The organism is Rathayibacter sp. AY1D1, from assembly GCF_002932635.1.
GTDB lineage: Bacteria > Actinomycetota > Actinomycetes > Actinomycetales > Microbacteriaceae > Rathayibacter.
Genome location: NZ_PSVY01000005.1, coordinates 158,186 through 179,963, shown reverse-complemented (window position 1 = coordinate 179,963; position 21,778 = coordinate 158,186). Strand labels below are relative to the sequence as shown.

The window sequence follows — 21,778 nt, the reverse complement described above, 5'->3', positions numbered from 1 at the left end:
GGCGGCTCGTGCCCGGCCGGCCCGCCGCCACGCGCTGTCCCGCCGATGCCGTCGAAGGCCCGCGACAGCGGTCCTCGCGGCCCCCGTCACGAAATGAGCCCCGGATGTCACTGCCCTTCGCCGATCGCCTCCCGCTCTCGCGACAGGCGGCCGACCGCGACGGCGTCGGACGCTCGAGGCCCGCGCTCTTCGACGAGCTGCTCGCCGATCCCGCCACCCGCGTGCTCGTCCTGCACCACGACTGGACTCTGGTCGAGGCCGACCGCCTCGTCCTGCGCCGCCCCGAGGACGTGACCGCCGGAACCCTCCGGATCTACCTCGGCCGCACGCTCGCCGAGGCCCCCGGCGAGCCGGTCGGAACCCCCGTCATCGCGACCGTCCTCACCGACGCGGCCGCCGCCGAGCTCGAGCCCGACGAGGAGCGGTGGAGCGGCCTGCGCCCGATCGCCGAGCGCCTGAGCGACCGCGACGCGGGCCTGTTCACCGAGGCTCTCGCCATCGCGAACTGGCACGCCTCGCACGGCTACTCGCCCCGCAACGGCGACCCGACCGTCGTCGAGCAGGGCGGCTGGGTCCGCCGCTCGCCCACCGACGGCAGCCAGGTCTTCCCGCGCACGGATCCGGCGATCATCGTCTGCGTCCTCGACGCGGACGACCGCCTCCTCCTCGGCTCGAACGCGATGTGGGGCACCGGCCGTTTCTCCCTGCTCGCCGGCTTCGTCGAGCCGGGCGAGTCGCTCGAGGCCGCCGTGATCCGCGAGATCGGCGAGGAGTCGGGCATGCGCGTCGTCGACCCGCAGTACCTCGGCTCGCAGCCCTGGCCCTTCCCCGCCTCCCTCATGGTCGGCTTCACCGCCCGCCTCGCCGAGGACCAGTCCCCGGAGGATCTGCTCCCGGACGGCGAGGAGATCGTCGAGCTGCGCTGGTTCACCCGGCAGCAGCTGCACGACTCGCTCGAGTCCGTGCTGCTGCCCGGCCGCTCGTCGATCGCCCGCGCGATGATCGAGGACTGGTACGGAGGCGAGCTGGAGAACGGCCCGATCGCGTGACCCTGCTCGACGGACTCGACGAGGGGCAGCGCGAGGCGGCGGAGGCGCTGCTGGGGCCGGTCTGCGTCCTCGCGGGAGCGGGCACGGGCAAGACCCGGACGATCACGCACCGCATCGCGCACGGAGTGGCGACCGGCGTCTACACGCCCGGTCGCGTCATGGCCCTGACCTTCACCAGCCGCGCCGCGGCCGAGCTGCGCTCGCGCCTGCGGGTGCTCGGCGCCGGGGGCGTCCAGGCCCGCACGTTCCACGCAGCGGCTCTCTCGCAGCTCGGCTACTTCTGGCCGCAGCTGGTGGGGGGCACGATGCCCCAGCTGCTCGACGGCAAGGCGCGCCTGCTCGGGCACGCGGCCGAGCGGCTCCGCCTGAAGCTCGACACGGCGACGCTCCGTGACCTCTCGGCCGAGATCGAGTGGCGGAAGGTGTCCGCCCTCTCGCTCGAGCAGTACGCCGTCGCCGCCCGCACGCGCCCCCTGCCCGGACGGCTCACCCTGGAGCAGACGGTCGCGCTCGTGGACGAGTACGAGGGGCTGAAGGACCAGCGCCGCCAGATCGACTTCGAGGACGTCCTGCTCGTGACCGCCGGGATGCTCGAGTCCGAGCCCGCGATGGCGATGCAGGTGCGCGAGCAGTACCGCTTCTTCGTCGTCGACGAGTACCAGGACGTCTCGCCGCTGCAGCAGCGGCTCCTGGAGCTCTGGCTCGGCGACCGGAGCGACCTCTGCGTCGTCGGCGACGCCAGCCAGACCATCTACTCCTTCGCGGGTGCGCGGGCCGACTACCTCCTCGACTTCCCGTCCCGCTGGCCGGCCGCCACCGTGGTGCGTCTGGAGGAGAACTACCGCTCGGCCGTGCCGATCGTCCAGACCGCGAATCGCCTCATGCGGGGCAGGCCCGGCGCCCTCTCGCTCCACGCCGTCGCCGCCGCCGAGGCGCCGGAGCCCGCGATCGACGCCTACCCGGACGACATCGCGGAGGCGCGCGGGATCGCGGCGCGGGTCGCGGCCGACATCGAGGCGGGGGTGCGCCCCTCCGACATCGCGGTCCTCTTCCGCACCAACAGCCAGTCGGCGGTCATCGAGCACGCCCTGCACGAGCGTGGAGTGAGCGCGCACATGCGCGGCGGCAAGCGCTTCTTCGACCTGCCCGAGGTGAAGCAGGCCGTGATGCAGCTGCGCGCGGCGTCCGTGTCGATCAGCGGCGAGCCGCTGTTCAAGTCGGTGAGCGACGTCCTCCGCTCGCTCGGCTGGAGCGCCGAGCCCCCGTCGGCGCCCGGTGCGGTGCGCGACCGGTGGGAGTCGCTGGACACGCTGGCCCGCCTCGTCGACGAGGCCCCTGCCGGATGGACCTTCCGCCAGTTCACCGACGACCTGATCGCACGCCAGCAGGTGCACCACGAGCCGGACCGCGGCGCGGTCACCCTCGCCACGCTGCACTCGGCGAAGGGCCTCGAGTGGGAGTCGGTGCACCTGATGGGGCTCGCCGAGGGCCTGCTGCCGATCTCGTACGCCGCCGGCCTCGAGGCGATCGACGAGGAGCGGCGCCTCCTCTACGTCGGCATCACCCGGGCCCGCCGGCGCCTGCGCCTCTCGTGGGCGCGCTCGACGGTCGGCCGCGTCACGCGGAGGGAGCCGTCGCGCTTCCTCGAAGAGCTCGGCACGCGCACTCGGGGTGCGGCTCCCGCTCCCGCACGGTGAACGCTCCGGAGGCGTCGCTGTAGACCCGCTCGGCCGCGCGGAGCCCTCGCCAGCCGGCGAGGAGCCGCCGCAGCACGGCGTCGGCGGCCGCCACGGCGATCGCCGCGCTCGCGAGCGGCGTGCGGGTGGGGGCTGAGCGGCCGAGCACCTGGATCACGAGGCGCGCGCGATCCGGGTCGAGGTCCATCCGGTCCCGCTCGGCGCAGTGCAGGCACGGTCCGGACCCCGGCTCCACCAGGGGTCCGAGGCGCACCGATTCGTCGCCGAACACCACCGCCAGGTGCGGCACATCGGCCGCGAGCCAGTGCGCGGCGCGGGCGGGGGCGACCGCGAAGTCGGCGATCAGCACGGCGAGGTCCGGCGTCCCGTCGTCGGCGAGCAACGAGCAGCCCTCGCTCCGGAGCAGCGTGCGCAGTGCGTCCGGTGCTGCGCCCGTCCCCTCGACGACGACCCGCGGTGCCGGGGGAGGGCCGGGCTCGACGCTGCGCAGCAGGACCGGCCGGAGCGCCTCGAGCACCTCGTCGACCCGCGCCTCGCTCGCTCCGGCGCGCGCCGCGATCAGGCGGACGGTGCCGGCGCTGGTGCCCACGCGGAGGGCGTCGAGCAGCAGCTCCTCCGGGTAGCCGATGCCGTCCAGCACCGCGTGCGGCCGGTCGAGGCCGAGCTGCACCGCGGTCGCGGAGCGCCAGAGCAGGGGGAGTCGGGGATCGAGCCGGAGCACCATCCGGCGATCATGGCCGAGACCGGCCCGGCGCCGCGCGAGTTGTCCACAGGCGGGCGCCGGACGGGGGGGTCAGACGGGGCGGTCCCCCGTGGGGGAGGAGCCGCTGTCGTCGTCGTCCGGCGAGCCGGCGTCGTCGGGCGTGTCCGGAGCGTCTCCGGAGGCGCCGTCGCCCTCGCGCGGCATCGTGCCGTTCAGCAGGTCCTCCAGCGCGCGGTCCATCTCGTCGGGCTCCGGGGTCTCGCCGCGGGCCTCGGCCGTGAGCCGGGCGACGAGCGCGCTCGGGTCGTCCAGGTCCTCTGAGCCGGGGAGCAGGTCGGGGTGCGACCAGAGGGAGTCGCGGGCCTCGGGCCCGACGGCGTCGGTCACGGCCTGCCACATCGCGGCGGCCTCGCGGAGGCGGCGCGGGCGCAGCTCCAGGCCGACGAGGGTGGCGAAGGCGGATTCGGCCGGCCCGCCGGAGGCGCGGCGGCGGCGGACCGTCTCGGCGATCGCCCCGGCGCTGGGCAGGCGGGTGGTCGCCGCCGCGGTGACGACGTCGACCCACCCCTCGATGAGGGCGAGGACGGTCTCGAGGCGGCCGTGCGCGGCGAGCTGCTCCTCCGTCTTCGGCGGGATGAGCGCGCCGGAGGTCATCGCGTCGCGGAGCTCCTCGGGGTTCGACGGGTCGAAGCCCTCGGCCAGCTCCTCGAGGCGGGTGGTGTCGATGCTGATCCCGCGCGCGAAGTCGGTGATCTGCGAGATGAGGGCGAGACGGAGCCACTTGCCGTGCCGGAAGAGGCGGGCGTGCGCGAGCTCGCGGACCGCCAGGTACAGCTGCACCTGGTCCAGCGGGATGTCGAGGCCCTCGCCGAACGCGGCGACGTTCTGCGGCAGGATCGCCGCGTCGTTCTCCTCCAGCAGCGGGATGCCGATGTCGCCGCCCGAGACGACCTCGGCGGCGAGCTGCCCGACGACCTGGCCCAGCTGCAGGGCGAACAGGGTGCCGCCGATCCCGCGCATCATGCCCTCGGCACCGGCGATCATCGCCTGCATCTCCTCCGGGGCCTGCTCGCGGAGCACGCGGGTCAGCGCGTCCGAGATGCTCAGCGCCACCGGCTCGGCGAGCTGGGTCCAGACCGGCATCGTCAGGGAGATCCACTCGAGGCGGCTGATCGAGCGCGGCGTGCGGCTCAGCTCGGAGACGTACGCGACCTCGTCGAGCCAGAGCGCGGCGACGCCGAAGGCCGCGTCGATCGGAGCCCGCACGGAGTCGGACACCGGCGCGGACTCGGCGCGCGCGAGCTGCTTCGCCTGCTCGAGCGAGAGCGTCCAGTTGACGCCGCCGTCGCCGTTCTGCTGCATCGCGCTCTGCAGCTGCGAGAGCAGGTTCTGCAGGGCCACCGGGTCGTTCGGCAGTCCCGCCGCTCCGGCGAGCTGCGAGGGGTCGACCGGGCCGTTCCCCGAGAGGAACTGCCGCAGCATCTCCCGGAACTCGTCCTCGGAGCCGCCGCCCGCTCGGTCCGCACTGTCGCCATCGGCCATCGGGATCAGCCCTCCGTCGCTCACGTGAATCCGGTCGCCGCACCGCCTCCGCGGCCCTGCACAGGGCGCCGGTTCCGGCGCGACTCCCAGTCGTTCAAGCTACGTTAGCCCGAGCGCCCGGGGCCTCGGCGTGCAGAGCACCGCTCGGGCCCAGCCCGCTTCCGCCCGCCGCGAACATCCCGGCGGAGCCGCTCCACCCGTTGCCAGAAAGGCCCCCGTGTCGCTGTTCTCCGACGACCCGCGCCCCTCCTCCTCCCCGCGCCGCCCGTGGGTCGGACCGGTCGTCCTCCTCTCGGGTGTCGCCGTCGTGGTCGGTCTGGGCGTCGCGCCCGCCCCCTACGTGATCGAGCAGCCCGGCCCCGTGTTCGACACCCTGGGCAGCAGCAAGGACGTGCCCCTCATCTCGATCCCGGACCGCACCACCTATCCCACGGCCGGCACGCTCGACATGCTCACCGTGTCGGTCGTCGGCAACCCGCAGAGCCTGCCCACCTGGGTCGAGGTCGCGAGCGCCTGGTTCGACAGGACCAAGGCGGTCGTCCCGGTCGACGCGATCTTCCCTCCCTCCTCCACGGTCGAGGAGCGCGACGAGGCGAACCAGGCCGAGATGACCGACTCCCAGCAGGAGGCGATCGCCGCCGCGCTCACCGAGCTCGGCTACCCCGTCGAGCAGCGCGTCTCGGTCGTGCAGGTGCCCGAGGGCTCCCCGGCCGAGGGCGTCCTGGAGGCGGGGGACGAGATCCTCGCGGTCGCGGGCACCCCTGTCGCCGACGCGACCGCCCTGCGCGCGACCCTGCAGACCCTCGGCACCGGCTCCCCGGTGCAGGTCAGCATCGAGCGCGAGGGCGTCCGGCAGGAGGTGGAGGTCACGCCGCGCGACTCGAACGGCGCCGCCGTCATCGGCGTTCTCCCCGGAGCGGCCTTCGACTTCCCGTTCGAGGTCGACATCCAGCTGGACGACGTGGGCGGGCCGAGCGCGGGCATGATGTTCGCCCTCGGGATCATCGACAAGCTCACCGAGGGCGAGCTCAACGGCGGGCGGAGCGTCGCCGGGACCGGCACGATCGACGCGGCCGGCGAGGTCGGCGCCATCGGCGGGATCCGCCAGAAGCTCTACGGGGCGGAGGGCGCCGGAGCCGAGTACTTCCTCGCCCCCGCGACCAACTGCAACGAGGTCGTCGGCCACGTCCCCGACGGGCTCGACGTGCTCGCGGTCTCGACCCTCGACGACGCCCTCGCCGCACTGAAGGGCATCGCCGCGGGCGACACCTCCGGGCTGCCGGACTGCAGCACCGCCGCTCCCCTCGACTGATCCCGCCCGCCGACCCCGGGTCGACGCCCAGGTGAGCCGGACAGCCGTCGCATAGCATGGGTGGCCTCCCCTCACATCTCGACAGCAAGAGGCCCTCACGTGAGTTCCACAGCAACCGAAACCCCGCCGCGGAAGAGACGGAGCGTCCTCGCCGTCACTGTCGTGGTGGTGGCCGTCCTGGTGGTGGCGTTCTTCGTCTTCGCCGGTCTGTACACCGACATCCTCTGGTACGACCAGCTCGGCTTCCTCTCCGTGCTCACGACGCAGTGGGCGGCGGCGGGCGGTCTCTTCGTCATCGGCTTCGTCGCCATGGCGGTGCCGGTGTTCATCAGCCTGATGCTGGCGTACCGCCTCCGGCCGGTCTACGCGAAGCTCAACTCGCAGATCGACCGCTACCAGCAGGTCGTGGAGCCGCTCCGGCGCCTGGCCACCTTCGGGATCCCCGCGGTGCTCGGCCTCTTCGCCGGCGTCTCCTCCGCCACCCGCTGGCAGACGAGCCTCACCTTCTGGAACCGCACGCCCTCGGGCACCACGGATCCGCAGTTCGGCCTCGACACGTCGTTCTACCTCTTCGAGCTGCCCTTCTACCAGAGCATCGTCGGCTTCGCGTCGGCGGTCCTGCTGATCTCGGCGTTCGCGACCCTCGCCACCGGCTACCTCTACGGAGCGATCCGGGTGAACGGCCGCGAGATCCGCATCTCGAAGGCCTCGCGCATCCAGCTGGCGGTCATCGCCGCCCTCTACCTCGCCGTGCAGGCGGTCAGCCTCTGGCTCGACCAGTACGCGACGCTCGCGCAGCAGGGGCCCCGCATCACCGGCGCCACCTACTCCACCGTCAACGCGACGATCCCGGGCCTGCAGATCCTGGCCGGCATCGCGGCGCTGGTCGCGATCCTCTTCGTCGTCACCGCCTTCATCGGCCGCTGGCGCTTCCCGGTCATCGGCACCGCGCTGCTGATCGTGTCGAGCCTGCTCGTCGGCTCCCTCTACCCGTGGATCGTGCAGAAGTTCCAGGTCGAGCCCAACGAGCGCACGCTCGAGCAGCCCTTCATCCAGAACAACATCGACATGACGCGCCAGGCCTACGGCGTCAGCGACGTCGACGTCATCCCCTACGACGCGACCACCGACGCGGAGCCGGGCGCCCTGCGCTCGGACGCCGAGACCACCGCGAACATCCGCATCCTCGACCCCGCCGTCGTCACCGACGCGTTCTCGCAGCTGCAGCAGTTCCGCCAGTACTACAAGTTCGGCGACACGCAGAACGCGCTCGACGTCGACCGCTACTCCATCGACGGATCGACGCAGGACGCCGTGGTCGGCGTCCGCGAGCTGAACCTCAACGGCCTCGGCACCAACCAGACCTGGTACAACCAGACACTGGTCTACACCCACGGCTACGGCCTGGTCGCCGCGTACGGCAACCAGCGATCGGCCGACGGCGAGCCGGTGTTCATCGAGTCCGGCGTCCCGACGACGGGCGACCTCGGCGACTACGAGCCGCGGATCTACTTCGGCGAGAACTCCCCGCCGTACTCGATCGTGGGCGGCAACGACTCGCGCGACATCGAGCTCGACTACCCCTCGGGCACCGACGGCGCGCAGCAGACCTACACGACCTTCGACGGCGAGGGCGGCCCCGCTCTCGACAACGTCTTCAAGAAGCTCGTCTACGCGATCAAGTTCCAGTCCGAGCAGATCTTCCTCTCGGACGGCGTGAACGACGACTCGCAGATCCTCTACGACCGCGATCCCGTGCAGCGCGTCCAGAAGGTCGCGCCGTACCTCAAGCTCGACTCCGATGCCTACCCGACCGTCGTCGACGGCCGCGTGAAGTGGGTCGTCGACGGGTACACCACCTCGGCCGACTACCCGTACTCGGAGGTGCAGAGCCTCTCGCAGGCGATCGCCGACACGAACACGCAGCAGCAGTTCCCGACCGACGACGTCAACTACATCCGCAACTCGGTCAAGGCGACCGTCGACGCGTACGACGGCAGCGTCACGCTCTACGCGTGGGACACCGAGGACCCGATCCTGCAGACCTGGCAGAAGATCTTCCCGACCACGGTGAAGCCCGTGAGCGACATGTCGGGTGAGCTGCTCAGCCATGTCCGGTACCCGGAGGACCTCTTCAAGGTCCAGCGCGCGGTCCTCGGCACCTACCACGTGACCGACGCGGGCTCCTTCTACTCCCGCGAGGACGCCTGGGCGACGCCGAACGACCCGACCAGCGGAGCCGCGACCACGGCCGCCGCGACCGGCACCAGCCTGCAGCCGCCGTACTACCTGACGCTGCAGACGCCGGACCAGGACGTGCCGTCGTACTCGCTCTACTCGACGTACATCCCGGCGAGCGTCCAGGGCGCGCAGGCCAGCCGCAACGTGCTGACCGGCTACCTCGTGGCCGACTCCGACGCCGGCTCGACGGCGGGCTCCGTGGCCGACGGCTACGGCACGCTCCGCCTGCTCGAGCTGCCGAAGGACGACACGGTGCCCGGCCCCGGCCAGGTGCAGAACGCGTTCACCACCGACCCGACGGTCGCGAACGAGCTGAACATCCTCTCCCGCGGCGACACCACCGTCACGAGGGGCAACCTGCTCACGCTGCCGGTCGGCGGCGGCCTGCTCTACGTCCAGCCGATCTACGTGCGCTCCAACGGAGACACGAGCTTCCCGCTCCTGCAGAAGGTGCTGGTCGCGTTCGGTGACGACATCGCCTTCGAGGACACCCTCGACGCGGCCCTCGACAGCCTCTTCGGCGGCGACTCGGGAGCCGACGCGGGCGACACCGGCACGCCGACGACTCCGGACGCCGGCACCGGCACCTCGGGCGGCGACACCGGAGGCGACGCGGGCGGCACGACCGGCGGCACCGGCTCCACGCCGGCCACGGGCGACCAGACGGCGCTGCAGCAGGCGCTGAACGACGCGCGGGACGCACTCACGGCTCGCGAGAACGCCCTCAAGGCGGGCGACCTCACCGCCTTCGCGGCGGCGGACGAGCAGCTGACCGAGGCGCTCTCGCGGGCGCTGCAGGCCGAGGGCGGCCAGTAGCCCGCATGGTGCAGGTCGACCGCGGCGAGCACCTCCGCTCGGGGGAGTGGCTCGAGCTGAACCGCACGTACTGGGAGGAGCGCACCGGCGAGGGTGCGCTCCACCCGGAGCTCGTCACCGCGGCGCTCCTCGACCCCGGGCCGAGGATCCTCCAGCTCGGCTCGGGCGACGGGCTCAACGCGCTCGAGCTCGCCGAGTGCGGCGCCCGCGTGGTGGGTGTCGACTTCTCGATGCCCGCGGTGCGCCGAGCACGCGCCGCCGCCGCGGACAGGGACCTCGCCGGCTCCGCCCGCTTCGTCTGCGCGAACCTCTACGAGCTGCGGCACATGCTGCCGGAGCCCGACTCGTTCGACGTCGTGCTCTGCAGCGCCGGCGTCGTCTCGTGGCTCCCCGACCTGGAGGAGTGGGCGCGGCTGGTGGAGTGGTTCGTCGCCCCCGGCGGAGCGGTGCTCGTCGCCCCGTCGTCGTCCGCTCCCGTCGGCGCCGACGTCCGCACCTGGTCGCGCACCTCGTCCGAGCTCGCAGCCGCCCTGACGGCGGTCGGGCTGAGCGTGGACGGGAGCGCCGTGCTGCGCGCCGCCAAGCCCGCCTGAGACCGGAGCCCGCTCCCACCGCCGCGTCGATTTGCACCGGCGCCGGAACGCGTGTAATGTCTCTTCTTGTGCCGCGGGGTGGAGCAGTTCGGTAGCTCGCTGGGCTCATAACCCAGAGGTCGTAGGTTCAAATCCTGCCCCCGCAACAAGAAAGCGAAAGCCGGTCCTGAGAGGGGCCGGCTTTCGTCGTTAACACGGGTCGCGGACGTGCTTCCCGCGGCTGACAGTGCGCGGGCCGAGACCTCAGTCGCCCTCGATCACGCTCAGCACGTTGCCCGCCGGATCGCGGAACCAGCAGATCGTCGGCCCGTGGCCGCGCATCACTCCGTCCGCATCGGTCGGCAGCGACGGGTCGTCGTAGATCGCCGTGGTGACGCCTGCCGCGTGCAGCTCGGCGACCGCCGCGTCGACGTCCTCCACCGAGAAGTTCAGGATCGTGAACGACGCCGGCTCGTGGTCCGGCTTCGGGTACGCGATCGCGCGGCCTCCGCCCGGCAGCCGGATGTCGAGGATCCCCATCGCGTTCAGCTCGACCTCGAGCCCGAGCACTCCGCCGTAGAAGGCCCGCGCCGCCTCCACGTCGTCCACGCTGAAGCCGCCGAAGGCCCTCTCGCTCCGGATCATCGCCGTCCTCCGTCCCGCGGCCGCACCATCGCGCCCGCTCCGCTCCGGACGCTACTCCGGTCGCCCGTCCGCGTCACCGTCGGATCCGCGCGGCGCCGCCGCCGACTTCGTGCCGGGCTCGCGCGACCCGCATCCGCGGACCGGCCTCCCGACGCTCCGCGCCGACGCGTGTGCCGGACCGGCCCGCACGTTAGGCTCGACCCCGATGCGAGGGGTGCTGCTGTGAGGGACGAACGCGGGGACGACGGCTCGAACGAGGGGCTCGGCGACCGCCCGACCCGGCGGAGCCCGCGGCAGGCGCCGCACGCGCTGCCCGCGGCACGCGTCGCCACTCCGGTCCTCACGCCCGTCCGCCCCGTGCGGCGCCGCCGGGGCCGTGTCTTCCGCGCGACCGTCAGCACGGTCGCCCTCGCCGCCATCGCGGGCCTCGTGGCGGTCTCCGCGCTCCCCGCCTACTCCTTCGACCCGGCACCCGATTCGCAGGCCGCCGTCGAGGCCGCCGCCCGCGTGCAGGCGCTCGGCAACCAGAAGCTCACCGTCGCGCCGACCGCGGTCCAGGAGCAGGTCATCCGCGACTCCTTCACCGCACCGACCCAGGCCCAGCTCGACGAGGCGGCCGCCCAGGCGCGCGCGCTCGCCGCCGCCGAGCAGGCCGCCCGCGACGCCGAGACCGCCCGCCTCGCCCAGGAGGCGCAGGCCGCGGCAGGCACGACCGGCGCGGACGGCGCCGCCGCGGGCAGCGGCGGCACCAGCACCTCGGTCACGCCCCGCGAGGAGGGCGACGACTACCCCTGGCGCGACCAGCTCACCGACGACCAGGGCGGCGGCCTATCGCCGCTGCGGTACTACTACCGCGAGTGCGTCGACTTCGTCGCCTGGCGGATCAACCGCGACCAGGGCTCGACGAGCGCACCCTTCAAGTGGACCTGGGGCAACATGACCCCGGGCGGAGGCAGCGCCTACGCGTGGGCCGGCCAGTGGGCCTCCCACGGCTGGGTGACCAGCAGTACGCCCGTCCCCGGCGCGGTCGCCTGGTTCACCGGCAACCACGTCGCCTACGTGCAGGCCGTCAACTCCGACGGCACGGTCTCGCTCGAGGAGTACAACTGGGGCAACGACCACGCGTACCACAAGCGCACCATCCCGGCCTCCCAGGTCGCCCTCTTCCTCTACCCGCCGAGCTGATGACCGGCGCCGTCGGCATGGCCGTGGCGCAGTTCGCCCCCTCGACGGACCGGGAGGCGAACATCGCGACGATCGGGCGCCTGGCCCGGATCGCCGCCGAGCGCGGCGCGAGCCTGGTGGTGCTGCCGGAGTACAGCTCCGCCTTCACCGATCCGCTCGGGCCCGAGCTGGTCGCGGCGGGCGAGGCGCTCGACGGCCCGTTCGTCACGGCTCTCGCGGCCCTCGCGCGCGAGCTCCGGATCCACCTCGTGGCGGGCATGGTCGAGGCGGTGGACGGACGCCGCATCGCGAACACGCTCGTCGCGCTCGACCCCGAGGGCACGGTCGTGGCCCGCTACCGCAAGCTGCACCTGTACGACGCCTTCGGCCAGACCGAGTCGGAGTGGGTCGCCGCGGGGGAGATCGCCGCACCCGAGACGTTCGAGGTCGGCGGCCTCGTCGTCGGGCTGCAGACCTGCTACGACCTGCGCTTCCCGGAGGTCAGCCGCTGGCTGGTCGACGCCGGGGTCGACGTCATCGCGGCACCGGCCGAGTGGGTGCGCGGCCCGCTCAAGGAGGCGCACTGGCGGACGCTGGTCACCGCCCGCGCGCTCGAGAACACGGTGTACCTCGTCGCAGCCGACCAGACCCCGCCGATCGGGGTCGGCACGAGCATGATCGTCGATCCGATGGGCGTCGAGACCGTCACCCTCGGCGAGGTCGAGGATGTCGCCGTCGCCTGGGTCTCGCGCGAGCGGATCGACGCGGCGCGCGCGAAGAACCCCGCTCTGGCGCTGCGGCGCTTCCGGGTGCTGCCGCTCTGACCGCCGCCCCCGGCCCGACGGCGCCGGGCATCCGACCGCATCCGCTGAGGCCGGCTCCTCAGCGCGCCATGCGGGCGAGGCCCGCGACCGCGGTCTCCAGCACCTCGAACCGCTTGCAGAAGGCGAAGCGGACGAGCGAGCGGTAGGGAGCCGCGTCCTCGGGGCGGCAGAACGCCGACACGGGCACCGCCACCACTCCCGCGAGATCCGGGAGCGCCCGGCAGAGCGCGACCCCGTCCTCGTAGCCGAGCGGTGCCGCGTCCGCGACGACGAAGTAGCCGCCCGAGGAGGGTGCGACGCCGAAGCCCGCAGCAGCCAGGCCCGCCGACAGCAGGTCCTTCTTGGCCGCAAGAGTCTGCGCCGCGCCGGTGAAGAAGGCGTCCGGGAGCCCGAGCCCGAGGGCGACGGCCCCCTGGAACGGCGATCCGCTGACGTAGGTGAGGAACTGCTTCACGGCGAGGACGGCCGTGATCAGCTCGCGCGGGCCTGTCACCCAGCCGATCTTCCAGCCCGTGGTGCTGAAGGTCTTGCCCGCCGAGGAGACGGACAGCGTCCGCTCGAAGGCTCCGGGAAGGGAGGCCAGCGGGACGTGCGGGGTGTCGAAGCGCAGGTGCTCGTAGACCTCGTCCGTCAGGATCACGGCGTCGTGCCGCTCGGCGAGCCGCACGATCAGCTCGCGGGTCTCGGCCGGGAGGACGGCACCGGTCGGGTTGTGCGGGTCGTTCACCAGGATGACGCGCGTGCGGTCGCTCACTGCGGCGGTCAGCTCGTCGTGGTCGACCGCGAAGGAGGGGCCGCGCAGGAGCACGGTGCGGTGCACCCCTCCTGCCAGGGCGATCAGGGCTCCGTAGGCGTCGTAGTGGGGCGTGAAGGTGACGACCTCGTCGCCCGGCTCGAGCAGGCCCAGCAGAGCCGCGGCCAGGGCCTCGGTGGCGCCCGTGGTGACGAGGACCTCGCCGTCGGGGTCGAGGGCGATCCCGGAGAAGCGCTGCCGGTGCGCGGCGATCGCCTCGCGCAGGACGGGGAAGCCGGGACCCGGCGGGTACTGGTTGACCCCCGACGCGATGGCGTCGCGCGCGGCGTCGAGGATCTCGCGCGGGCCGTCCTCGTCCGGGAAGCCCTGGCCGAGGTTCACCGCTCCGGTGCGCAGGGCGAGCGCGCTCATCTCGCTGAAGACGGTGGCGGCGACCTCGCCGCTGGGGCCGAGGAGGCCGGCGCCCGCCGCGGCGCGGGACCAGGATCCGGGAATGCTCACGTGCCCAGTGTGCCCGCTCGAGCAGTCCGGCCGGTTTCATTTCCCGCTCGCAGGCCCGTCATAAGAAACCCCCAGGTACGATCGCCAAGCTATCCCCGCTTGGAAGGAGCAGCACCCATGACCGAGAGTCACGAGGGTCCTCGTCAGCCGGAGGAACCCACCACGCCGACGGAGTCCGGCGCCCGAGAGGCGACCGAGCGCACCCCCGGCGAGAGCTCCGGAGCGTCGTCCTCGACCACCGGGCCCACCGAGCCGATCCACCGGGGCGGAGCGCACCGCGAGAGCGAGAACCCGACCGTCCCCTACCCCTCCTCCTCGGCCACCCAGCCGCCGTACACGCCGAACGCGACGGCCGGCAACGAGGCGCAGCCCGTCTCCCAGCCGGCCCGTTACGGGCAGTACGCGCCGCCCGCGGCGAACACCCTGCACGGCTCCGAGGAGCCGCCCTCCTCGAGCCCCTTCGGCCCGGGCGCCGAGTACACCCCCGCCCCCACCGCCACGAAGCGCCGAGCCGGAGTGGGCGTCGTCGCGGCGCTCGCCATCGGCGCGGTCGTGGGCGGAGTCGCGGGAGCCGGCGTGTTCGGCCTCTGGTCCGCCTCCAACGGCGGCGGGACCCGCGTGGTCTCCGCCGGCGGCTCGCAGACGATCACGGTCAACAACGCCGAGGACGCGACGACCGCCACCGCGGTCGCCGCCAAGGCCACTCCGAGCGTCGTCACCATCGCGGTGAGCGGCAGCTCGTCCGCCGGCACCGGCTCCGGCATCGTGCTCTCGAAGGACGGCTACGTCCTGACCAACACCCACGTGGTCACCCTCGACGGCGAGATCGCGAACGGCACCGTCTCGGTCACGACCAGCGACGGCCGGATCTTCGACGCGACCGTCGTCGGCACCGACCCGACCCTCGACCTCGCCGTCATCAAGCTGACCGGCGCGACCGACCTCAGCCCGATGACGTTCGCGGACTCCACCAAGATCAACGTCGGCGACACGGCGGTCGCCATCGGCGCCCCGCTCGGCCTCTCCGGCACCGTGACCGACGGCATCGTCAGCGCGCTCAACCGCAGCATCCAGGTCGCCTCCTCGGCGGCTCCGGACGACTCGGGCGACAGCTCGAGCGGCGGCACCGAGAGCCCGTTCAACTTCGACATCCCGGGCCAGCAGGCGCCGACCCAGGCGAAGAGCACCATCTCGCTGCCCGTCATCCAGACCGACGCGGCGATCAACCCGGGCAACTCCGGCGGCGCGCTGCTCGACAGCGACGGCGAGCTGATCGGCGTGAACGTCGCGATCGCGAGCGCCGGCCAGTCCTCCTCGAGCGGCCAGTCCGGCAACATCGGAGTCGGATTCGCGATCCCCAGCGCGATCGCCGAGCGCATCGCGAAGGAGATCATCGCGAACGGCTCCGCCTCGCACGGCCTGCTCGGCGCGAGCGTCTCCGACTCGACCGCGGACGTCCTCGGCGCCCGCATCGAGGAGGTCTCCGGAGGCGGTGCCGCGCAGGCGGCCGGTCTCGCCAAGGGCGACATCATCACCGCGATCGACAGCACTCCGATCACGAGCGCGTCCGACCTCACCGCGCAGGTCCGCGCGCAGGCCGCGAACGCCGCGGTCGAGCTGACCTACGTCCGCAACGGCCAGAGCTACCAGGCGAAGGCGACGCTCGGCCAGATGGCCGCCGGCTGACCCTCCGCCGCCGCGCACAGCCCCTCGAGGATCCGTCCCCGGGGGGCTTTTCCGCGTCCGGGCCCGGCCCGGGGCGCGGTGCTCCCCGCTGGTAGGGTGGTGGATCCCTGCGCCCGCGCTCCTCCCGCACGAACTGGACCCATGCAGCACGAGATCCCGGAAGACGACCTCTCCGACCTGCCCGGCGTCTCCTACGTCATGCCCGTCCTCAACGAGGTCGCCCACGTGCGCGCCGCGGTCGACTCGCTGCTGCACCAGGACTACACCGGCCCCTTCGACGTCGTCCTCGCCGTCGCCCCGAGCATCGACGGCACGGAGGAGCTCGTCGCCGAGCTGAGCGCGGCCGATCCGCGGATCCGGGTCGTGCCGAACGAGGTCGGCTCCACTCCTGCGGGCCTCAACGCCGCGATCCGCGCCTCGCGCCACCCGGTCGTCGTCCGGGTCGACGCGCACTCCGTCCTGCCGCCCGAGTACGCGCGCACGGCGGTCGAGGCGCTGCAGCGCTCCGGAGCGGCGAACGTCGGCGGAGTGATGGCGGCGGAGGGCCTCACCCCGTTCCAGCGCGCGGTCGCCCGGGCCTACGGCTCCCGCATCGGGCTGGGCGGCACACCCCACCACGTGGGAGGCGAGGAGGGCCCGGCCGACACGGTGTACCTCGGCGTCTTCCGCCGCTCCGCCCTCGAGCGCGCCGGCCTGTTCGACGAGCGCTTCAAGCGCGGGCAGGACTGGGAGCTGAACCGGCGGCTGCGCGAGCGCGGCGAGGTCGTCTGGTTCACTCCGCGCCTCACCGTCACCTACCGGCCGCGGCCCTCGATGCGCGCGCTGCTCCGGCAGTTCCTCTCGACCGGGATGTGGCGGGGCGAGCTCACCCGGATGTTCCCGGCCTCGCGGTCGCTGCGCTACTTCGCTCCGCCCGTGCTCGTCGCGATGCTCGCGATCGGGCTGCTCGTCGGGCTGGCGGGAGTCGTCCAGGTGCTCGCCGGAGCTGCGCCCTGGCTCCTGCTCGGGTTCGCGGTGCCCGCCGCCTACCTCCTCCTGGTGGCGGCGGCCACTCTCGTGGTCGCGCGGCCGGACGGCGCGCGTGCGATGCTGTGGTTCGCCGTGGTCATCCCGGCGGTCCACGTGGCCTGGGGGACCGGCTTCGTGCTCGGCTTCGCCGGGCTGACCAGCAACATCTCCGCCCACCGCCACCAGCCGCGGTCCGACTCGCCGAGGGGCGCATGACCACTACGACGAGACCCCGCTCCATCGCCGAGCTGCGCGCCGTCGCGCAGCCCCCGGAGGTGCGCGGCCGCCGCAACGCCGAGCACTGGACGGCGTCGCTCTACCTGCGCCGCTTCTCGCCCTACCTGACCTGGCTGCTGCTGAAGACCTCGATCTCGGCGAACGGCGTCACCGGGCTGATGATCCTGGTCGGCTGGAGCGCGGCGGCAGCCCTCCTGATCCCGGGGATCGCCGGAGCGGCGCTGGCGCTGCTCCTCGGCCAGCTGCAGATGCTGGTGGACTGCTGCGACGGCGAGGTCGCGCGCTGGCGCCGCACGTCCTCGCCGGCGGGCGTGTTCCTCGACAAGGTCGGGCACTACACGACCGAGGCGCTGATCCCGATCGCGCTCGGGCTGCGAGCGGCGGGCGTCCCGTTCGAGGCACCGGCGGACTTCCTCTGGACCACGATCGGCTTCGCCCTGGCCCTGGTGATCGTCCTCAACAAGGCGCTCAACGACATGGTGCACGTGGCGCGCGCGAACGCCGGTCTCACGAAGCTGGCCGACACGAAGGGCGAGGCGGTGCCGTCCTCGTCCGGGCTGGCGGGGCTTCGCCGCGCCGCCCGCTTCCTGCCCTTCCACCGCCTCTACCACTCCGTCGAGCTGACGATGCTGGCCTTCGCGACCGCCCTCGTGGGCCTCGTCGTCGGAGCGGGCACGGCCGACCGGGTCCTCGTCGGGGCGCTGCTGCCGCTCGCCCTCCTCGCCCTGGTCGGCCACTTCGTCGCGATCATGGCGTCCAAGCGTGTCCGCTCCTGAGCCGCGGGTCGGCGTCGTCGTCCTGACGCAGGGGACTCGGCCCGACGACCTCGCCGCGGGGCTGGCCGGCGTCCTCGCGCAGGAGGGCGTCGAGCTGGACGTCGTCTGCGTCGGCAACGGCTGGGAGCCGGACGGCCTGCCCGAGGGAGTGCGCGCCCTGGCGCTCCCCGAGAACCTCGGCATCCCGGCGGGCCGGAACGCCGGAGTCGACGCCGTCGCGGGGGAGTACCTCTTCTTCCTCGACGACGACGCCCGGATCCCGTCCCCCCGCTTCCTCGTCGACGCGGTCGCGCTGCTCGCCTCGAACCGCCGCATCGGCCTGGTGCAGCCCCGCGTCGACAGCACGGACGGCACGCCGAGCCCGCGGCGCTGGATCCCGCGGATCCTCAAGGGCGACCCCCGCCGCTCCGGCCCCGTCTTCTCGGTCTGGGAGGGAGCGGTCGTGCTGCGGCGCGACGTGTTCGCCCGGACGGGCGGCTGGGCGGCTCCGTTCTTCTACGCCCACGAGGGCATCGAGCTGGCCTGGCGGGTCTGGGACACGGGTCGCACCGCCTGGTACGCGGGAGAGCTCGTCGCCCAGCACCCGGTCATCCAGCCGACCCGTCACGCCGACTACTACCGGCTGAACGCGCGCAATCGCGTCTGGCTCGCCCGCCGCAACCTCGCCGCACCTCTGGCGCTCGTCTACGTGGGGTCCTGGACCGCGATCCAGTGCCTCCGCTGGCGTCGCGACCCGGCCGCCCTGCGCGCCTGGTTCGCCGGCTGGCGGGAGGGATGGCGCTCGGATCCGGGCGGCCAGCGCGTCCTCTCGGCCCGCACGGTGCTCCGGATGGCGTTCGCCGGGCGTCCGCCGATCGTCTAGCATCGGGGAATCCGCCCCCGCCGGGGCCCCCGAAAGGACGACGGTGTTCGATTCGACCCAGCTCTCCCCGCCCGAGCGCGCCGAGGCGGAGGCGACCCCTGCCGGACCGGACCTCCTGACGGCGGTCCGCGAGCGCCTCGGCGCCGTCGACGACGAGTTCTCCGGCCGCCTCGACGAGCACCTCGCGCGCCTGGTCGATCTGCTCGCCACGGTGTACGCCGGCCGCGACGACCTCGAGGACCAGCTCGTCGCGATCGTCGAGCTCGCCGCCGCCTCCTGGGAGGAGCGGCCCGAGGAGCTCCGCGCGCTCGACCGCGCCCGCGAGCAGCACCCGACCTGGTTCCTCTCGAACAAGGCTCTGGGCGGGGTCTGCTACGTCGACCGCTACGCGGGCGACCTCGAGGGGCTGCGCGCCGAGATCCCGTACCTCCGCGAGATCGGCCTGAACTACCTGCACCTGATGCCGCTCTTCGATGCGCCCGAGGGCGAGTCGGACGGGGGCTACGCGGTCTCGAGCTACCGGCGCGTGCGGCCGGACCTCGGCGACATGGAGCAGCTCCGCGGGCTGGCCTCCGAGCTGCGTGAGCAGGGCATCGCACTCGTGGTCGACTTCGTCTTCAACCACACCTCGAACGAGCACGAGTGGGCGCAGCGCGCGCTCGCCGGCGAGCAGCGCTTCGAGGACTACTACTGGATCTACCCGGACCGGGAGCAGCCCGACGCCTTCGAGCGCACGACGCGCGAGATCTTCCCGGACGACCATCCCGGCTCCTTCGTTCAGCTGGAGGACGGGCGCTGGGTCTGGGCCACGTTCCACCGCTACCAGTGGGACCTCAACTACTCCAACCCCGAGGTGTTCCGGGCGATGGCGGGAGAGATGCTCTTCCTCGCCAATCAGGGCGTCGACGCCCTGAGGATGGACGCGGTCGCGTTCATCTGGAAGGAGCTCGGCACCACCTGCGAGTCGCAGCCGCGGGCGCACCTGCTGCTGCGCGCGTTCAACGAGGTCTGCCGCCTGGCCGCTCCGGCGCTGCTGTTCAAGTCCGAGGCGATCGTGCACCCCGACGAGGTGATCGAGTACATCGACGTCGAGGAGTGCCAGCTCTCGTACAACCCGCTGCAGATGGCGCTCACCTGGGAGGCGCTCGCCACCCGCGACGTCCGTCTCCTCTCGCAGGCCCTCGAGCGCCGGCACGCCCTCCCCGAGGGCACGGCCTGGGTCAACTACGTGCGCGGGCACGACGACATCGGCTGGACCTTCGCCGACGAGGACGCCGCCGAGCTCGGGATCGACGCGGCCGGCCACCGCCGCTTCCTCAACGACTTCTACACCGACCGGTTCGACGGCACGTTCGCCCGCGGAGTGCCGTTCCAGGAGAACCCGCGCACCGGCGACCGCCGCGTCTCGGGCACCACCGCGTCCCTCGCTGGAGTGGAGGCGGGTGACCCGTACGGGATCGACCGTGTGCTTCTCGCGCACTCGATCGCCCTGAGCACCGGGGGGCTGCCGCTGCTCTACCTCGGCGACGAGGTCGGCCAGCTCAACGACCACGGCTACCTCGACGACCCGACGACGGCCGGCGACTCGCGCTGGGTGAACCGGCCGCGCCGCCCCGCGGAGCGCTACGACGAGCGCGAGGTCCCGGGGACGGCCGCGAGCGAGGTCTTCGGCGGGCTGCTGCACCTCATCGCCGTGCGCAAGGCCGTGCCGATGTTCGCGGGCACCGAGCTGAGCGTCTTCGACCCGGTCAACGACCACGTGCTCGGCTACCAGCGCCCCGGCGACGGGGAGTCGGTGCTCGTGCTCGCGAACGTGTCGGACGAGGTCCAGGAGGTCGCGGCCGAGCGGTTCGGCGGGTTCGCCGCGGAGGCGGTCGACCTGGTCACCGAGATCGCGGTCGACCTGCGCGAGGGCTTCCGTCTCGCTCCGCTGCAGTTCGTCTGGCTGAGGGTGACCCCGGCCTGATCGGCCCGCGCGACGCCCCCGGCGCGGGGGCCGTCGCCGGTACCCTGGGGCGGATGACTCCCGCTCCCCGTGCCCTGATCGCCCGCCTCCGCACCGACGCGCGACTCGCGCGCAAGGTGGGCGGCGAGCTGCTCGCGGCTCGCCGGGCCCGCCACGCGGTGACCCGGCTGCTCGCGGAGCGCGGGCCGCTGCCCGAGGGCCGGTTCGAGGTCGGCGTCTACTTCGCCGACGGCGACATCAACCTGTACCAGCTGCGGCAGTGGTACCGGCCGCTGGCCGAGCTGGCGGAGACGCACCCGGTCGTGCTGCTCAGCCGCAACGCCGGCGCCGCGGAGGTGCTGCTGCGCGAGAGCCCGGTCCCCGTCGCCTACGTCCGCTCCGTCGCCGACCTCGAGAGCACCATCGCGAGCCAGCCGCTGCGGATCGTGCTCTACGTCAACCAGAACGCCCGCAACTTCCAGATGATGCGCTACGGGCGCCGCTGGCACGTCTTCGTCAACCACGGCGAGAGCGACAAGATGTACATGACGACGAACCAGTTCAAGGCGTACGACTACAGCATGATCGCCGGGGACGCCGCCCTCGCCCGGTTGCGCCGCGTGCTCTGGGACTACGACTTCGACAGGCGCGCCCTCGCCATCGGCCGTCCTCAGGCGGACCACTTCGCCGGCGCCGTGCCGTTCACGCCCGACGAGCGCCGCGTGGTGCTCTACGCGCCGACCTGGGAGGGCGACCGCCCCGCCGCGGGCTACGGCTCGATCCGGAGCCACGGCACAGCCCTCGTGCGCGGGCTCCTGGCCGACCCGCGGTTCCGGCTCGTCTACCGCCCGCATCCCCGCAGCGGCGCGGTCGACTCCGACTACGCCGCGGCCGACCGGGCGATCGTCGCGATGATCGCCGCCGCCAACGCGGCCGATCCGCGCGCCGGTCACGTGCACGACACCGGCGCCGAGCTCGGCTGGCAGCTCGCCGCCGCCGACCTCGCGATCCTCGACGTGTCGGCGATGGTCTACGACCGGCTGGCCACGGGGCGCCCGCTGCTGGTCACCCGGCCCGTCAGCGCCGAGGCCGAGGTCGACGAGAGCGGCTACCTCGGCGACGCGGAGTGGCTGCACGCCGAGGACGCCTCCGCGATCATCGCGCGGATCGACAGCGCCGAGCACGATCCGGAGTCGGTCGAGCGGCTGGAGCGCTGGGTGCACCGCTACTTCGGCGACACGTCGCCCGGAGCGGCCACGCGGCGCTTCCACGAGGCGATCGAGCACCTGCTCACCGAGTGGGAGCGGCACGCCGCTCTGCACCGGGGCGACGGCGCGGTCGACGACCACGATCCGGAGGGCTGAGCGGGCGGGAGCACCGCTCGAACGGCCGCGTCAAGGGTGGGCCGGTCGCCGGGCGGCCTCCCGGTGCCCCGCTACGCTCG

Annotated in this window: 17 protein-coding genes and 1 tRNA gene; 14 read left to right on the top strand and 4 right to left on the bottom strand. The window is 73.1% G+C overall.

Features of this window, described 5'->3' with window-relative positions; genetic code table 11:
• Positions 1-104 precede the first annotated feature (104 nt).
• Both nudC and C5C56_RS05875 read left to right on the top strand, forming a co-directional pair.
• Positions 105-1,049: an NAD(+) diphosphatase gene (gene nudC / locus C5C56_RS05880; RefSeq protein WP_104319226.1), complete on the top strand. Its 945-nt coding sequence runs from the start codon at positions 105-107 to the stop codon at positions 1,047-1,049.
• Positions 1,046-2,746: an ATP-dependent helicase gene (locus C5C56_RS05875; RefSeq protein ID WP_104224836.1), complete on the top strand. Its 1,701-nt coding sequence runs from the start codon at positions 1,046-1,048 to the stop codon at positions 2,744-2,746. The genes nudC and C5C56_RS05875 overlap by 4 nt, the downstream gene beginning before the upstream one ends.
• On the opposite strand, the gene C5C56_RS05870 is transcribed toward C5C56_RS05875, so the two are convergent.
• A complete protein-coding gene (locus C5C56_RS05870; protein ID WP_104309458.1) occupies positions 2,667-3,470 on the bottom strand; it encodes a hypothetical protein in 804 nt (267 codons plus the stop codon). The genes C5C56_RS05875 and C5C56_RS05870 overlap by 80 nt on opposite strands.
• 69 nt (positions 3,471-3,539) lie before the next feature.
• A complete protein-coding gene (locus C5C56_RS05865) occupies positions 3,540-4,991 on the bottom strand; it encodes a zinc-dependent metalloprotease (protein ID WP_104287984.1) in 1,452 nt (483 codons plus the stop codon).
• Between the two features lie 217 nt (positions 4,992-5,208).
• On the opposite strand from C5C56_RS05865, the gene C5C56_RS05860 reads away from it, so the two are divergent.
• The 4 genes from C5C56_RS05860 to C5C56_RS05845 all read left to right on the top strand — a co-directional run bounded on the left by C5C56_RS05860 (position 5,209) and on the right by C5C56_RS05845 (position 10,099).
• Positions 5,209-6,303: a PDZ domain-containing protein gene (locus C5C56_RS05860; RefSeq protein ID WP_104233183.1), complete on the top strand. Its 1,095-nt coding sequence runs from the start codon at positions 5,209-5,211 to the stop codon at positions 6,301-6,303.
• Between the two features lie 99 nt (positions 6,304-6,402).
• Entirely contained in the window at positions 6,403-9,360 is a 2,958-nt protein-coding gene (locus tag C5C56_RS05855) for a UPF0182 family protein (protein WP_181027225.1), read from the top strand.
• A gap of 5 nt (positions 9,361-9,365) precedes the next feature.
• A complete protein-coding gene (locus C5C56_RS05850) occupies positions 9,366-9,953 on the top strand; it encodes a bifunctional 2-polyprenyl-6-hydroxyphenol methylase/3-demethylubiquinol 3-O-methyltransferase UbiG (protein WP_104319225.1) in 588 nt (195 codons plus the stop codon).
• 72 nt (positions 9,954-10,025) lie between these two features.
• Positions 10,026-10,099: transfer RNA gene (locus C5C56_RS05845), tRNA-Met, on the top strand.
• Positions 10,100-10,196: 97 nt separating this feature from the next.
• Here C5C56_RS05845 and C5C56_RS05840 read toward each other — a convergent pair.
• Complete coding sequence (locus tag C5C56_RS05840; protein WP_104319224.1) at positions 10,197-10,577, bottom strand: VOC family protein; 381 nt, start codon at positions 10,575-10,577, stop codon at positions 10,197-10,199.
• Between the two features lie 222 nt (positions 10,578-10,799).
• On the opposite strand from C5C56_RS05840, the gene C5C56_RS05835 reads away from it, so the two are divergent.
• A complete protein-coding gene (locus C5C56_RS05835; protein ID WP_104262670.1) occupies positions 10,800-11,762 on the top strand; it encodes a CHAP domain-containing protein in 963 nt (320 codons plus the stop codon).
• Entirely contained in the window at positions 11,762-12,565 is an 804-nt protein-coding gene (locus C5C56_RS05830) for a carbon-nitrogen hydrolase family protein (RefSeq protein WP_104319223.1), read from the top strand. The genes C5C56_RS05835 and C5C56_RS05830 overlap by 1 nt, the downstream gene beginning before the upstream one ends.
• Positions 12,566-12,623: 58 nt before the next feature.
• On the opposite strand, the gene C5C56_RS05825 is transcribed toward C5C56_RS05830, so the two are convergent.
• Positions 12,624-13,820, bottom strand: a complete 1,197-nt coding sequence (locus C5C56_RS05825) for an aminotransferase class I/II-fold pyridoxal phosphate-dependent enzyme (RefSeq protein ID WP_104287973.1) — start codon at positions 13,818-13,820, stop codon at positions 12,624-12,626.
• 117 nt (positions 13,821-13,937) lie between these two features.
• Between C5C56_RS05825 and C5C56_RS05820 the strand changes: the two genes are divergently transcribed.
• The 6 genes from C5C56_RS05820 (at position 13,938) to C5C56_RS05795 (ending at position 21,698) form a co-directional block, all read left to right on the top strand.
• The gene (locus C5C56_RS05820) at positions 13,938-15,506 is read left to right on the top strand and encodes a S1C family serine protease (RefSeq protein ID WP_104247830.1); all 1,569 of its coding nucleotides are present in this window, start codon (positions 13,938-13,940) and stop codon (positions 15,504-15,506) included.
• A 141-nt stretch (positions 15,507-15,647) separates the two neighbouring features.
• Positions 15,648-16,730, top strand: a complete 1,083-nt coding sequence (locus C5C56_RS05815; RefSeq protein ID WP_181074536.1) for a glycosyltransferase family 2 protein — start codon at positions 15,648-15,650, stop codon at positions 16,728-16,730.
• A complete protein-coding gene (locus C5C56_RS05810; protein ID WP_104223579.1) occupies positions 16,727-17,527 on the top strand; it encodes a CDP-alcohol phosphatidyltransferase family protein in 801 nt (266 codons plus the stop codon). Before C5C56_RS05815 ends, C5C56_RS05810 begins: the two co-directional genes overlap by 4 nt.
• A complete protein-coding gene (locus tag C5C56_RS05805; protein ID WP_104261191.1) occupies positions 17,514-18,389 on the top strand; it encodes a glycosyltransferase family 2 protein in 876 nt (291 codons plus the stop codon). Before C5C56_RS05810 ends, C5C56_RS05805 begins: the two co-directional genes overlap by 14 nt.
• Before the next feature lie 115 nt (positions 18,390-18,504).
• Positions 18,505-20,355 (top strand): amylosucrase, encoded by a 1,851-nt coding sequence (locus C5C56_RS05800; RefSeq protein WP_104319233.1) that lies wholly within the window; start codon positions 18,505-18,507, stop codon positions 20,353-20,355.
• 53 nt (positions 20,356-20,408) lie between these two features.
• Positions 20,409-21,698, top strand: coding sequence for a hypothetical protein (locus C5C56_RS05795; RefSeq protein ID WP_258063239.1), 1,290 nt, complete (start codon positions 20,409-20,411; stop codon positions 21,696-21,698).
• Positions 21,699-21,778 lie beyond the last annotated feature (80 nt).

What these genes read in the sequence shown, in the direction of transcription:
- C5C56_RS05850 (WP_104319225.1), top strand. Translation starts at nt 9,366, where the DNA reads ATGGTGCAGGTCGACCGCGGCGAGCACCTCCGCTCGGGGGAGTGGCTC.
- C5C56_RS05810 (WP_104223579.1), top strand. Translation starts at nt 16,727, where the DNA reads ATGACCACTACGACGAGACCCCGCTCCATCGCCGAGCTGCGCGCCGTC.
- C5C56_RS05865 (WP_104287984.1), bottom strand. Translation starts at nt 4,991, where the DNA reads ATGGCCGATGGCGACAGTGCGGACCGAGCGGGCGGCGGCTCCGAGGAC.
- C5C56_RS05870 (WP_104309458.1), bottom strand. Translation starts at nt 3,470, where the DNA reads ATGGTGCTCCGGCTCGATCCCCGACTCCCCCTGCTCTGGCGCTCCGCG.
- nudC (WP_104319226.1), top strand. Translation starts at nt 105, where the DNA reads ATGTCACTGCCCTTCGCCGATCGCCTCCCGCTCTCGCGACAGGCGGCC.
- C5C56_RS05815 (WP_181074536.1), top strand. Translation starts at nt 15,648, where the DNA reads ATGCAGCACGAGATCCCGGAAGACGACCTCTCCGACCTGCCCGGCGTC.
- C5C56_RS05820 (WP_104247830.1), top strand. Translation starts at nt 13,938, where the DNA reads ATGACCGAGAGTCACGAGGGTCCTCGTCAGCCGGAGGAACCCACCACG.
- C5C56_RS05795 (WP_258063239.1), top strand. Translation starts at nt 20,409, where the DNA reads ATGACTCCCGCTCCCCGTGCCCTGATCGCCCGCCTCCGCACCGACGCG.
- C5C56_RS05830 (WP_104319223.1), top strand. Translation starts at nt 11,762, where the DNA reads ATGACCGGCGCCGTCGGCATGGCCGTGGCGCAGTTCGCCCCCTCGACG.
- C5C56_RS05840 (WP_104319224.1), bottom strand. Translation starts at nt 10,577, where the DNA reads ATGATCCGGAGCGAGAGGGCCTTCGGCGGCTTCAGCGTGGACGACGTG.